Origin of the sequence: Methylobacterium sp. 37f, from assembly GCF_023093475.1 — a bacterium.
Taxonomy (GTDB): domain Bacteria; phylum Pseudomonadota; class Alphaproteobacteria; order Rhizobiales; family Beijerinckiaceae; genus Methylobacterium.
On the sequence record NZ_JAGHKN010000015.1, the window covers coordinates 20,784 to 34,255 of the forward strand.

11 protein-coding genes and 4 tRNA genes are annotated in these 13,472 nt (G+C 67.1%); 11 read left to right on the forward strand and 4 right to left on the reverse strand.

What is annotated here, in order from left to right:
- Window positions 1-192 precede the first annotated feature (192 nt).
- From J7U37_RS12150 to J7U37_RS12180, 7 genes are all read left to right on the forward strand, one after another.
- Window positions 193-277: transfer RNA gene (locus J7U37_RS12150), tRNA-Leu, on the forward strand.
- 174 nt (window positions 278-451) lie between these two features.
- Window positions 452-1,888 (forward strand): trigger factor, encoded by a 1,437-nt coding sequence (gene tig / locus J7U37_RS12155; protein WP_056188885.1) that lies wholly within the window; start codon window positions 452-454, stop codon window positions 1,886-1,888.
- 132 nt (window positions 1,889-2,020) lie between these two features.
- Window positions 2,021-2,647 (forward strand): ATP-dependent Clp protease proteolytic subunit, encoded by a 627-nt coding sequence (locus J7U37_RS12160; RefSeq protein WP_026176059.1) that lies wholly within the window; start codon window positions 2,021-2,023, stop codon window positions 2,645-2,647.
- 235 nt (window positions 2,648-2,882) lie between these two features.
- Window positions 2,883-4,154, forward strand: coding sequence for an ATP-dependent Clp protease ATP-binding subunit ClpX (gene clpX, locus J7U37_RS12165; RefSeq protein WP_055955375.1), 1,272 nt, complete (start codon window positions 2,883-2,885; stop codon window positions 4,152-4,154).
- 275 nt (window positions 4,155-4,429) lie between these two features.
- Window positions 4,430-6,856, forward strand: coding sequence for an endopeptidase La (gene lon / locus J7U37_RS12170; protein ID WP_056188882.1), 2,427 nt, complete (start codon window positions 4,430-4,432; stop codon window positions 6,854-6,856).
- 152 nt (window positions 6,857-7,008) lie between these two features.
- Window positions 7,009-7,084: transfer RNA gene (locus J7U37_RS12175), tRNA-Val, on the forward strand.
- Between the two features lie 99 nt (window positions 7,085-7,183).
- A complete protein-coding gene (locus tag J7U37_RS12180) occupies window positions 7,184-7,465 on the forward strand; it encodes a hypothetical protein (RefSeq protein WP_247635887.1) in 282 nt (93 codons plus the stop codon).
- Here the strand turns inward: J7U37_RS12180 and J7U37_RS12185 are convergent, their stop codons facing one another.
- The 4 genes from J7U37_RS12185 to J7U37_RS12200 form a co-directional block, all read right to left on the reverse strand.
- The gene (locus J7U37_RS12185; RefSeq protein WP_247635888.1) at window positions 7,466-8,038 is read right to left on the reverse strand and encodes a CAP domain-containing protein; all 573 of its coding nucleotides are present in this window, start codon (window positions 8,036-8,038) and stop codon (window positions 7,466-7,468) included.
- Window positions 8,039-8,172: 134 nt separating this feature from the next.
- The gene (locus J7U37_RS12190) at window positions 8,173-8,388 is read right to left on the reverse strand and encodes a hypothetical protein (protein ID WP_247635889.1); all 216 of its coding nucleotides are present in this window, start codon (window positions 8,386-8,388) and stop codon (window positions 8,173-8,175) included.
- 79 nt (window positions 8,389-8,467) lie between these two features.
- Window positions 8,468-8,544, reverse strand: a tRNA-Asp gene (locus J7U37_RS12195).
- A gap of 26 nt (window positions 8,545-8,570) precedes the next feature.
- Window positions 8,571-8,647: transfer RNA gene (locus tag J7U37_RS12200), tRNA-Asp, on the reverse strand.
- Between the two features lie 365 nt (window positions 8,648-9,012).
- Between J7U37_RS12200 and rpmI the strand changes: the two genes are divergently transcribed.
- The 4 genes from rpmI (at window position 9,013) to pheT (ending at window position 13,462) form a co-directional block, all read left to right on the forward strand.
- Entirely contained in the window at window positions 9,013-9,216 is a 204-nt protein-coding gene (gene rpmI / locus J7U37_RS12205; protein ID WP_018044555.1) for a 50S ribosomal protein L35, read from the forward strand.
- 48 nt (window positions 9,217-9,264) lie between these two features.
- Window positions 9,265-9,636, forward strand: a complete 372-nt coding sequence (gene rplT / locus J7U37_RS12210) for a 50S ribosomal protein L20 (protein ID WP_056188878.1) — start codon at window positions 9,265-9,267, stop codon at window positions 9,634-9,636.
- Between the two features lie 214 nt (window positions 9,637-9,850).
- Entirely contained in the window at window positions 9,851-10,933 is a 1,083-nt protein-coding gene (pheS, locus tag J7U37_RS12215; RefSeq protein ID WP_247635890.1) for a phenylalanine--tRNA ligase subunit alpha, read from the forward strand.
- Window positions 10,934-11,038: 105 nt separating this feature from the next.
- The gene (pheT, locus tag J7U37_RS12220) at window positions 11,039-13,462 is read left to right on the forward strand and encodes a phenylalanine--tRNA ligase subunit beta (RefSeq protein ID WP_247635891.1); all 2,424 of its coding nucleotides are present in this window, start codon (window positions 11,039-11,041) and stop codon (window positions 13,460-13,462) included.
- The last annotated feature ends 10 nt before the right edge of the window (window positions 13,463-13,472 follow it).

The following is a 13,472-nucleotide window of genomic DNA, read 5'->3' on the forward strand; positions in this document are numbered from 1 at the left end:
GGAAGACCGGGGGCGGAAGACCGGGACGTCTGGGCAGCGCTTGTAGAATGCGGATTCGGCGGATGCCAATTCGGGGTCGCCCGGCCCGTCGCGGCGATCCGAACGGCCGCCTGATTTTTTTGCTGCGGCCCGTGGCGCGCGTGCTATAGGACCCCGCTCTGGCGGCGGAATGCGCGCTGGGCGTTGGCGCTTGCGGGCGTGGCGGAACTGGTAGACGCGCTGGATTTAGGTTCCAGTGTCGCAAGACGTGGGGGTTCGAGCCCCTCCGCCCGCACCAGTCCATCGCCGTCGGGAACGGATTGGCTCACAGCGATGGCCGGTCGGCCCGCCGCAGGGAGCTGGCCTTCAGCGGCGCGCAGTCCTGGCGCCGACCTCGTCGTGCCCGCCCGGGCGGGCCACGAGGGACCGACCGAATTTGCGCGATCACACGGACGACAGCGGAAAGACGACCATGCAGGTGACCGAGACACTCTCCCAGGGACTGAAGCGCGAGTTTCAGGTCCTGCTCGCCGCGAACGAGCTCGAGGAGCGCCTGACCAGCGAGCTGTCGACCCTCAAGGACAAGGCCCAGATCAAGGGCTTCCGTCCGGGCAAGGTGCCGGTCGCGCACCTGCGCAAGCTGTATGGCCGCTCCGTAATGGCCGACGTGCTGCAGAACGCCGTCAACGAGGCGAACCAGAAGATCGTCACGGACAACAACCTCAAGCTCGCTCTCGAGCCGAAGATCGAGTTCCCCGGCGAGCAGTCGATCGTCGAGCGCGCCCTCGATTCGAAAGCCGACGTTTCGTTCAACGTCGCCCTCGAGGTTCTGCCGACCTTCGAGCTGGTCGACCTGTCCGACGTCAATCTGACCAAGCAGGTGGCCAAGCCCTCCGACGAGGAGGTCGACGAGGCCATCACCCGCATGGCATCGTCCAACCGTGCGTTCGCGCCCCGCGAGGAAGGTGCCGCCGCCGAGACCGGCGACCGCGTCACCATCGACTTCGTCGGCCGCATCGACGGCACCGAGTTCGACGGCGGCAAGGGCGAGGGCATCGACCTGGAGCTCGGCTCCGGCTCGTTCATCCCGGGCTTCGAAGAGCAGCTCGTCGGCGCCAAGGTGGGTGACCAGCGGGTCGTCAAGTCGACCTTCCCGGAGGCCTACGGCGCCGCGCATCTCGCCGGCAAGGATGCCGAGTTCGACGTCACCGTGACGGCGATCCAGGCTCCGGGCGAGACCAAGATCGACGACGAGCTCGCGAAGAACTTCGGCATGGAGTCCCTCGACAAGCTGAAGGAGGCGGTCTCCACCGCCATCGGCAGCGACTTCGAGGCGCAGTCCCGGCGCAAGCTCAAGAAGGACCTCCTCGACGCTCTCGACACCAAATACGCCTTCGAGCTGCCTCCGAGCCTGGTGCATCAGGAGTTCGCCGCCGTGTGGGCCCAGGTCGAGCAGGACCTGAAGACCCGCGAGAAGACCTTCGAGGACGAGGGCACCACCGAGGAGAAGGCGACCGCCGAGTATCGCAAAATCGCCGAGCGCCGCGTCCGCCTCGGCTTGGTGCTTGCGCAGGTCGGTGAGACCGCCGATATCAAGGTGACGGACGACGAGGTGAACCAGGCGCTGATCGCCCGGGTGCGGCAATATCCCGGCCAGGAGCAGCAGGTCTGGGATTTCTACCGCAAGAACGCCCAGGCGCTCGCCGAGCTTCGTGCGCCGATCTTCGAGGAGAAGGTCGTCGATCACGTGCTCGCGCAGGTGACGCTCACCGAGGAGCCGGTCTCGAAGGAGGCGCTGTTCGCCGACGAGGACGACGCTTCGGCCGAGGGCGAGGCCAAGGCCGAGACGACCGAGTCGGCTTCGACCGGAACCGACGAGGGCCTGCCCGCCGTCGCCAAGGCCGACTGAGCCCGGCTGCTCCCACGAGGGCGGCGGGCTTGAGAGTAAGGCGATGTTCACCATCGCCGTAGTTCGCTGAAACGTCCGGTGCGCGCCCGATTCGCGGCGCGGCCGGACCCCTTGTAGCTGGGGCACGTGATGATGAGAGATCCGGTCGACTATTATAACAGCGCGCTCGTGCCCATGGTGGTCGAGCAGTCGAGCCGCGGTGAGCGTGCCTTCGACATCTACTCGCGCCTGCTGCGCGAGCGCATCATCTTCCTCACCGGTCCGGTGGAGGATTACGGCGCGTCGCTGATCGTGGCGCAGCTGCTCTTCCTCGAAGCCGAAAACCCGAAGAAGGAAATTTCCTTCTACATCAACTCGCCCGGCGGCGTGGTGACCTCGGGCCTGTCGATCTACGACACGATGCAGTTCATCCGCTGCCCTGTGACGACGCTCTGCGTCGGCCAGGCGGCGTCGATGGGGTCGCTGCTGCTGACTGCCGGCGAGCCCGGCCACCGCTTCGCCCTGCCGAACGCCCGGATCATGGTCCACCAGCCCTCCGGCGGCTTCCAGGGCCAGGCCACCGACATCCTGATCCATGCCCGCGAGATCGAGGCGCTCAAGAAGCGTCTCAACGAGATCTACGTGAAGCACACCGGCCGCGACTACGACACCATCGTGCAGGCGCTGGAGCGCGACAACTTCATGACGGCCGACGCCGCCAAGGAGTTCGGGCTCATCGACGAGGTGATCCAGAAGCGGCCCGAGCCCGCCGCCGCCTGATCACGGGCGCCACATCTCGCAACGACCGCCGGACTCGTCCGGTCCGGCGCGTCGTTACGAGGCGGCTGCATTTCGCCGCCCCGCCTTGATCCCGTCGCGGTCGCGTGCTTGCATCGCCAGTCTGATCGAAGCCGGCAGATGCGCGCAGGTGACTGTTTCTTTAGGCGGACGCCATTAAATTCGAAGGATGCGTGTGCGCCCCGGACCGGCGCCATGCCCGCGAACGGAGACCGATATGAGCAAGACTGGCGGCAACGACTCGAAGAGCACGCTGTACTGCTCGTTTTGCGGCAAGAGCCAGCACGAGGTCCGCAAGCTGATCGCGGGCCCGACGGTGTTCATCTGCGACGAGTGTGTCGAACTGTGCATGGACATCATCCGCGAGGAATCGAAGTCCTCCCTGGTGAAGTCGCGCGACGGGGTGCCGACCCCGAAGGAAATCCGCCGCGTGCTCGATGACTACGTCATCGGCCAGGATTTCGCGAAGAAGGTCCTCTCGGTCGCGGTCCACAACCACTACAAGCGCCTCGCCCACGCCTCGAAGCACAACGACGTCGAGCTGGCGAAGTCGAACATCATGCTGATCGGGCCGACCGGCTCGGGCAAGACGCTGCTGGCCCAGACCCTGGCCCGCATCCTCGACGTGCCGTTCACCATGGCGGACGCCACCACCCTGACCGAGGCCGGCTACGTCGGCGAAGACGTCGAGAACATCATCCTGAAGCTGCTCCAGGCCTCCGACTACAATGTCGAGCGGGCGCAGCGCGGCATCGTCTACATCGACGAGATCGACAAGATCTCGCGCAAGTCCGACAACCCGTCGATCACCCGCGACGTCTCGGGCGAGGGCGTGCAGCAGGCCCTCCTGAAGATCATGGAAGGCACCGTCGCCAGCGTTCCGCCGCAGGGGGGGCGCAAGCACCCGCAGCAGGAGTTCCTGCAGGTCGACACCACCAACATCCTCTTCATCTGCGGCGGCGCCTTCGCGGGCCTGGAGCGGATCATCTCGGCGCGCGGCAAGGGCACCTCGATCGGCTTCGGCGCGACCGTGCAGGCTCCGGACGACCGCCGCACCGGCGAGATCTTCCGCAACGTCGAGCCCGAGGACCTGCTGAAGTTCGGCCTCATCCCCGAGTTCGTCGGCCGCCTGCCCGTGCTGGCGACCCTCGAGGACCTCGACGAGACCGCGCTGAAGCGCATCCTGCAGGAGCCGAAGAACGCCCTGGTCAAGCAGTACCAGCGCCTGTTCGAGATGGAGAATGTCGACCTCACCTTCCAGGAGGAGGCGCTGTCCATGGTCGCCCGCAAGGCGATCGAGCGGAAGACCGGTGCCCGCGGCCTGCGCTCCATCCTGGAGACCATCCTGCTGGAGACGATGTACGACCTGCCGGGCCTCGAATCCGTCGAGCAGGTGGTGATCGGCCCCGAGGTGGTCGAGGGTAAGGCCCGGCCGCTCTACATCCACGGTGACCGCAACAAGGAAGCCCCGGCCAGCGTCAGCGCCTGAGGCGCCGCACGGGTCTCGTCAGGTCTGGGTCGAGCCTCGGGGCGGATGCTTGAAAACATCCGCCCCGATTTCCATCTCAGGCTCAGCGCGATGGCCGCACGCTCACCCGCCGAGGTGCGGTGTCCCGCCACCAGCCGCATCCCTGAACACGGTCCTCCGAGGGACCGTTTCTTCCCAACACGCTTCCGACCCCCTCGCGGCCCGGTCGGCCCCTGGCAGGATGCTTGCTCCCTGGGAGGAGCGACTGCCCGGCGTCCATCATGAGGAAGTCCGATATGACTCAATCGAAATCGCGCCAGCCGGTCGTTCCGGGCTCGACGGGCTCTTATGCCGTCCTTCCCCTGCGCGACATCGTCGTTTTCCCGCACATCATCGTGCCGCTGTTCGTCGGTCGCGAGAAGTCGATCCGCGCCCTCGAGGAGGCGGTCCGCACTGACCGTCACATCCTCCTGGCGACGCAGATCAATGCTAGCGAGGACGACCCCTCGCCGGACGCGATCTACAAGATCGGCACCCTGGCCAGCGTGCTGCAGCTGCTGAAGCTGCCCGACGGCACCGTGAAGGTGCTGGTCGAGGGCGCCGGCCGCGCCAAGATCTCGCGCTTCACCAAGTCCGACACCTATTACGAGGCCGAGGCCGAGACCCTCACCGACGAACTCGGTGACAGTGTCGAGGCGGAAGCCCTCGCACGCTCGGTCATCGCCGAGTTCGAGAACTACGTGAAGCTCAACAAGAAGATCTCGCCTGAGGTCGTCTCCGCCGTCACCCAGATCGACGAGCCCTCGAAGCTCGCCGATACCGTCGGCTCGCACCTCGCGGTCAAGATCGCGGACAAGCAGGCGATCCTGGAGATCCCCACGGTGGCGCAGCGCCTCGAGCGCGTGCTGTCGCTGATGGAGAGCGAGATCTCCGTGCTCCAGGTGGAAAAGCGCATCCGGACCCGCGTCAAGCGGCAGATGGAGAAGACCCAGCGCGAATACTATCTCAACGAGCAGATGAAGGCGATCCAGAAGGAACTGGGCGACTCCGAGGACGGCAAGGACGAGCTGGCCGAGCTCGAGGAAAAAATCGAAAAGACCAAGTTCACTAAGGAGGCTCGCGACAAGGCGGTGGCGGAGCTGAAGAAGCTGCGCCAAATGTCGCCGATGTCGGCGGAAGCGACCGTGGTGCGCAACTACCTCGACTGGATGCTCGGCATCCCGTGGGGAAAGCGCTCAAAGATCAAGAAGGACCTGCTCGGCGCCCAGGTCATGCTCGATGAGGACCATTTCGGCCTCGACAAGGTGAAGGAGCGGATCGTCGAGTACCTTGCCGTGCAGCAGCGTGCGAACAAGCTCACCGGCCCGATCCTGTGTCTCGTCGGACCTCCGGGCGTCGGCAAAACGTCGCTCGGCAAATCCATCGCCAAGGCGACGGGTCGCGAGTTCGTGCGCATGTCGCTCGGCGGCGTGCGTGACGAAGCCGAGATCCGCGGCCACCGCCGGACCTATATCGGCTCGATGCCGGGCAAGATCGTCCAGTCGATGCGCAAGGCGAAGACCTCGAACCCGCTCATTCTGCTCGATGAAATCGACAAGATGGGCATGGACTTCCGGGGTGATCCGTCGGCCGCCCTGCTGGAGGTTCTCGACCCGGAGCAGAACGCCACGTTCAACGACCATTACCTGGAGGTGGATTACGACCTGTCGAACGTGATGTTCGTCACCACCGCCAACACCCTGAACATCCCTGCGCCCCTGATGGACCGCATGGAGGTGATCCGCATTGCCGGCTACACCGAGGAAGAGAAGCTCGAGATCGCGCGCAAGCATCTGATCCCGGGCGCCGTGAAGAAGCACGGTCTCGACGCCAAGGAGTGGCAGATCGACGATGCCGGCCTGCTGATGCTCATCCGCCGCTACACGCGGGAGGCGGGCGTTCGCAACCTGGAGCGTGAGATCTCCAATCTGATCCGCAAGGCGGTGAAGGAGATCCTCATCACCAAGGTGAAGGCCGTCGCCGTCACCGAGGAGACCCTGCCGGTCTTCCTCGGCCCGCCGAAGTTCCGCTACGGCGAGATCGACGAGGAGGATCAGGTCGGCGTGGTGACGGGCTTGGCCTGGACCGAAGTCGGCGGCGAGTTGCTGACGATCGAAGGCGTCATGATGCCCGGCAAGGGCAAGATGACGGTCACAGGCAACCTGCGCGACGTGATGAAGGAATCGATCTCCGCTGCGGCGAGCTACGTCCGGTCGCGGGCCGTCGATTTCGGCATCGAGCCGCCCCTCTTCGAGCGTCGGGATATCCACGTCCACGTTCCGGAGGGGGCGACCCCGAAGGACGGTCCGTCAGCCGGCATCGGCATGGCGACCGCGATCATCTCGACGCTGACGGGTATTCCGGTGCGCCGCGACGTGGCGATGACGGGTGAGGTGACCTTGCGCGGTCGGGTGCTCCCGATCGGTGGCCTGAAGGAAAAGCTGCTCGCGGCTCTGCGCGGCGGCATCAAGACCGTCCTCATCCCCGAAGAGAACGCCAAGGACATCGCCGAGGTGCCCGACAGCGTGAAGAACGGGATGGAAATCATCCCCGTCTCGCGGATGGACCAGGTGCTGCAGCACGCCCTGGTCCGCGTCCCCGAGGCGATCGAATGGGAGGAGCCTGCCCCGAAGGTCCGTCCCGTGATCGCCGACGAGGAATCCGCGACGGTGATCGCCCACTAGGCCGCTCATGCTCACCCTTTCGGGGCTGAGCAGACCCTGATGCAACACGAGGCCTCGGCGGATACGCCGGGGCCTTTTCTCTGCGGTGAGGGCTGCGATGCAGGCAAGAGGGTTGCGCCCGATCCTCCGCTTCCGCTACGAAGCGGCGCATCGGGCGGTTAGCTCAGTTGGTAGAGCGTCTCCTTTACACGGAGAGGGTCGGCGGTTCGAGCCCGTCACCGCCCACCAGACACCTGTCGCCAGGTCTGCTGCCCCAGGAGGGGTGCAGGCGCGCGCGTCATCGCGTAGGACTCCCGGGCGAGCGACGATTTCTGCAGGGGGGCATCCGTGAGCGACGAAGCCGGAACGGATCTGCAGCCCGCGCGGGGATTCCCGCCGCCCTGGATCGTGGTCGAGCGGGCCGAGAGCTTCTGCGTCGAGGATGGCGAAGGGCTTGCGGTCGCTTGGACGTACTTCTCCGACGATGCCGATCGGCGGGCCGCGACCGCGGTGATGACCCGGGACGAGGCGCAGCGCATCGCCAAGGCCATCGCGATGGTGCCCGAGATGCGGACGATCATCCGGTCCCTGCAGGATGGGCTGACCGAGGCGGATACCGACGGCGCCTAGTCAGCCGCCGGTCATGACCAGGGCCCAGAAGCGCTTGTAGCGGGTGCCGGGTGCGTCCACCCGGGCGATGCCGACGCGCTTGAGCTGTGGCATCAGCATGTTCCAGTTGTGCTCGGGTGAATTCTTCCAGCGGGCCAGCACCTCGTCGAAGGTGGCCGAGCCGGCGCTGAGATTCTCGGAGGCGTAGGCGCGGCCGAACCCGGCTTCCGCCATCCGGGCATTGAAGGTGCCGCCGATCTCGTGGCTCAGGCGCCCGGCCTTCGCGTTGGAGGCGGCCTGATAGGATGCGGCCCGGATCAGGCTCGAATCGATTACCACCGGGCCGAGGCCGTGCTGGGCCCGGTAGCGTGAGATCGCGGCGGCAGCCGCCTGTTCGTCGAGGATCATCACGCTGGTCGGCTGATCGGGTGCGAGCAGGCTCGCCGGCGAGCCGCAACCGGCCAGCACCAGGAGAAGGGACAGGGCGGCGATCCGCGCGCCGGCCTCGGACCCGGAGTATCTCGACCGAGCACAGGGGAGGGGGGTGGCGTGAACGGACGTCGCAATTTCGGACGCTATGGTTTCGGACGGCATGGTTTGGGACGGGACTCGCGGCAGGCTTCGGGTGTGAAGGCCTTCCCGGTCCGATGCGGCGAAAACGCGGCGTGCTCCGAGTTGGGGCGCGCCGTCTCACGCCTGTGGTGCGTCGGCCACGGTCGGTGGAGCGATCAGATCCGCGTGCCGTGATCGCGGGGCGGCGCGCCGCAGCGCCAGGCCATGATGCGAAACTCGGGATGCGTGCCGATCCACTGGGCCAATTGCGGCTGGGCCACGTGCAGGCAGGCCGGGGCGTCCTCGGCATCGAGGGGGAGCTTGCGCGACTCGCAGGTGTCCGGCGCGCGCGCGAGGCAGACAGTGAAATAGAGGAAGAAGACGCCCGACATCCGTCGCTCTCCGGTCCGATGACAGGAGAAGGGTAGCGCGGAGGAAGGCAAAAGCGAGAGAACCGTGTCGCGAACACGATGGCGCGGGCGACGGGACTCGAACCCGCGACCTCCGGCGTGACAGGCCGGCACTCTAACCGACTGAGCTACGCCCGCATCCTAGATTCGGAACAGAAGTGACGTGGCGCGGGCGACGGGACTCGAACCCGCGACCTCCGGCGTGACAGGCCGGCACTCTAACCAACTGAGCTACGCCCGCTTGACGTCCCGCCCCGTTTCCGGCGGTGTCGGGGGTTTAGGTTCCGGGCCGGGGGCTGTCAAGCAACCGCGCGCCGCAATTCCGAGGGAATTTCCAGCTGCCGACTTTGCGCGGGATCCCGCCCCGGGTCTGGCTCAGGACATTGCCGAAACTTGGCCCCGGGTATGGCCCAGGGCAGGGCCCGGAAGCTCGGCGCCAAACCCGGCATTGAACCCGCGTCGCTTTTCTGTCATAGCCCCCTGGCGTTGAACCGCCCGGCCGATAGGGCTGCCGTGGCGGTTCGTGCTGCTCCATCAGAAGCATCAACCGAGCGCATCTCTTCGATCCGAACCGGATCGGAGCCGCTGCGCGTTCAGGAGAGCCAAATGCCCAAGCTGAAAACCAAGTCGGGCGCGAAGAAGCGCTTCAAGATCACCGGCACCGGCAAGGTCATGTATGCCCAGGCCGGCAAGCGCCACGGGATGATCAAGCGGACGACGAAGCAGATCCGCAACCTGCGCGGCACCACCACCCTGTTCGAGGGCGATGCTGCCAACGTGAAGAAGTACTTCCTGCCGAACAGCCGGTAAGCCTTCACGACGCCGACACTGCTTTTTTCGTAATCCAGGAGAACACCCATGGCCCGCGTCAAGCGCGGCGTGACCAGTCACGCGAAGCACAAGAAAGTCCTCAAGGCCGCCCGTGGTTATTACGGCCGCCGCAAGAATACGATCCGGATCGCCAAGCAGGCGGTCGAGAAGGGCATGCAGTATGCCTACCGCGATCGGAAGAACAAGAAGCGCACGTTCCGCGCGCTCTGGATCCAGCGCCTCAACGCCGCGGTCCGTGAGCATGGCCTGACCTACTCGCGCTTCATCAACGGCCTGTCGATCTCCGGCATCGAGGTGGACCGCAAGGCCCTGTCCGAGCTCGCCATCCACGAGCCCGCCTCCTTCGCGGCAGTGGTCGAGTTGGCCAAGGCCGCCCTTCCGGCCGCCAAGGCCGCCTGAGGCGAGCCCGGCTCGCCCGCGAGCCGAGCGCTGTTCTTCACGAAAGGCGCGGCGCCCCCGGGGAGCCGCGCCTTTCGTCTTTGCGTACCACACGGGTGTTTTCCGGCTCCCCGCCGTTTGCATTGCGGGCGCCGCCCGGGAAAACCCTCGCCCCAGGCCGATCGAGCCCGCCCGGCCCTCTCGGGGTCGGCGCCGCAGCCGGTGAGTTGAATCGATGACCGATCTCGATACCCTCGAAGGCGACCTGCTGCGTCAGGTCGCGGACGCGTCCGACGAGGCCGCCCTCGATGCCGTGCGCGTCGCGGCCCTCGGCAAGAAGGGGTCGGTCTCCGAACTCCTGAAGACCCTGGGGTCGATGACGCCTGACGAGCGCAAGACCCGCGGTCCCCTGATCAACGGTTTGCGCGACCGGGTGCAGGGCGCCCTCGCCGCGCGCCGCGATGCGCTGGCCGAGGCGGCGCTCTCCGCCCGTCTCGCGGCCGAGCGCATCGACGTGACTCTGCCGGTGCGCGAGGCGCCGGAGGTGCGCGGCCGCGTCCACCCGATCAGCCAGGTCATGGACGAGATCACGGCGATCTTCGCCGATATGGGCTTCTCGGTGGCCGAAGGTCCCGACATCGAGACCGACGACTACAACTTCACCGCCCTCAATTTCCCGCCCGGCCACCCGGCCCGCGAGATGCACGATACCTTCTTCCTGGCTCCAGACCGCAACGGTCAGCGCAAGGTGCTGCGGACCCACACCTCGCCGGTGCAGATCCGGACCATGCGGGCCCAGCAGCCGCCGATCCGGGTGATCTGCCCGGGCCGGACCTACCGGCACGATTCGGACCAGACGCACACGCCGATGTTCCATCAGGTCGAGGGACTGGTGATCGACAAGGCGGCCAACATCGCCAATCTGAAATGGGTGCTGGAGGAGTTCTGCCGCACCTTCTTCGAGGTCGAGTCGGTGAAGATGCGGTTCCGGCCGTCCTTCTTCCCCTTCACCGAACCGTCGGCCGAGGTCGACATCCAGTGCTCGCGCAAGGGCGGCGAGATCCGCTTCGGTGAGGGCACCGACTGGCTCGAAATCCTCGGCTGCGGCATGGTTCACCCCAACGTGCTGCGCAATTGCGGCCTCGATCCCGACAGCGTCCAGGGCTTCGCCTTCGGCGTCGGCATCGACCGGATCGCGATGCTGAAATACGGCATGCCCGACCTGCGCCCGTTCTTCGAGGCGGATGTGCGCTGGCTCGACCATTACGGGTTCCGGCCGCTCGACATTCCGAGCCTGGTGGCCGGTCTGACCAGTTGAGTCGACATCTTCGCGGCCCGATCCAGCCGGGCCTGCCTTCTCAATCCTGATGGGCGACCGATCACCCCGCGCGGCGTGGTCGTGGAACGCCGAGGGACGCAAGCGATGAAATTCACCCTCTCCTGGCTCAAGGACCACCTCGATGCCGAGGCCTCCCTGGAAACCATCGCCGAGACGCTGACGCGGATCGGCCTGGAGGTTGAAGGCATCGAGGACAAGGCCGCCAGCCTGAAGCCCTTCGTGGTGGCGCATGTCCTCACGGCCGAGCAGCACCCCAATGCCGATCGCCTGCGCGTCTGTACGGTCGACGCCGGCGATGGCCAGCCGCTCCAGGTAGTGTGCGGTGCCCCCAATGCCCGCGCCGGCATGAAGACGGTGTTCGCGCCTCCCGGCACCTACGTTCCGGGCCTCGACAAGACCTTGGCGGTCGGCACCATCCGCGGCGTCGAGAGCCACGGCATGCTGTGCTCGGGCGCGGAACTCGGCCTCGGCGAGGAGTCGAGCGGCATCCTCGACCTGTCCGAGGACGCGCCCACGGGCCAGCCCTACGCCCTCTATGCCAAGCTCGACGACCCGGTGGTCGAGATCAACCTGACCCCGAACCGGCCGGATTGCACTTCGATCCACGGCATCGCCCGCGATCTCGCGGCGACCGGGCTCGGCGATCTCAAGCGGCCGCCCCAGCCGCCGGTCCGCGGGGAGGGCGCCTGTCCGGTGCCCGTCGCCCTCGATTTCGCGGCACCCGATGCGGGCCTCTGCCCTTACTTCACCCTGCGCCTCGTGCGCGGCGTCACGAACGGCCCGTCGCCCGACTGGATGCAGGCGCGCCTGCGGGCGCTCGGCCTGCGCCCGATCAACGCGCTCGTGGACATCACCAATTACCTGACCTTCGATCGCGGCCGGCCGCTCCACGTCTTCGATGCCGCCAAGGTGGCGGGCGGCCTCGTGGTGCGTCGTGGCCGGGACGGAGAGACGCTGAAAGCTCTCGACGGCAAGACCTACGCGCTGAGCGAGGATACCGTCGTCATCGCCGACGACAACGGCGTCGAGTCGATCGCCGGCATCATCGGCGGCGAGGCCTCGGGCTGCGACGCGTCGACGACCGATGTCCTCATCGAATCGGCCCTGTGGGACCCGGTGAACATCGCCCAGTCCGGCCGCCGGCTCGGAATCATCACCGATGCCCGCTACCGCTTCGAGCGTGGCGTCGATCCGGCCTTCACCCTGCCGGGCCTCGACCTCGCCACCCGCCTCGTGCTGGAGATCTGCGGCGGCAGCCCGAGCCAGCCCGTGATCGTCGGCGAGCCGCCGCAGACGGAGCGCGTCATCGACTTCCCCTGGACCGAGACCCGGCGGCTGGCCGGCATCGAGCTGTCCCGGGCCGAGATGAAGGTGTCCCTGGAGGCCCTGGGCTTCCACGTCGCCGGCTCGGGCGACCGGGTGAAGGTGCTCACTCCGTCCTGGCGCCCGGACGTGGAGGGCAAGGCCGACCTCGTCGAGGAGATCATCCGCATCGCCGGGCTCGATCGCATCGAGCCGAAGCCCCTGCCGCGTATCGAGGCGGCGGTGGGCAAGCCGGTGCTGACCGTGCTGCAGAAGCGCACGCGCCTCGCCAAACGGGCGCTGGCGAGCCGAGGCCTCGTCGAGGCCGTGACCTGGTCGTTCATCCCGCACGACGACGCGCTCCTGTTCGGCGGCGGCGGGGCGGACCTGGCCCTGGCCAATCCGATCGCCGCCGATCTGTCGGACATGCGCCCGAGTCTGGTGCCCGGCCTGCTCCGCGCCGCCCAGCGCAACGCCGACCGCGGCAGTGCCGACGTCGCCCTGTTCGAGGTCGGCCAGTGCTTCGCCGACGACCAGCCGGAGGGCCAGACCATCCGGGCCGCCGCCATCCGGCGCGGGACCGCGACCCATGCGGGTGCGGGACGCCACTGGGATGCGCGGACTGACGCCGTCGACGCCTTCGACGCCAAGGCCGACGCCCTGACGTTGCTGGCCGCCTTCGGCATTCCCACCGGCGGCCTGCAGGTCGTGGCGGGCGGGCCCGGCTGGTTGCATCCGGGCCGGTCCGGCACGCTCCAGTTCGGCCCCAAGAACCCGGTCGGCTTCTTCGGCGAGGTGCATCCGCGCGTGATGAAGGCGCTCGATCTCAAAGGACAGCTCGTCGCCTTCGAGATCACCCTCGACGCCGTGCCGCTTCCGAAATACCGTCCCACCAAGGTGAAGCCCGCACTCGGGCTGTCGGACTTCCAGCCGATCTCGCGGGACTTCGCCTTCGTGGTCGGACGCGATGTCGCGGCCGGCGAGGTGGTGAAGGCGGCGCAAGGAGCGGAGCGCAAGCTCATCACCGGCATCGACGTCTTCGACATCTACGAGGGTGTCGGCATCCCCGAAGGCTCGAAGTCGGTGGCGATCGCGGTCCGGCTCCAGCCGGTCGATCGGACCCTCACCGATGCGGAGATCGAGGCGGTGACCGCCCGCATCGTCGCCGAGGTCGGACGCAAGACCGGGGCGACTCTCCGCTCCTGACAGGACACCG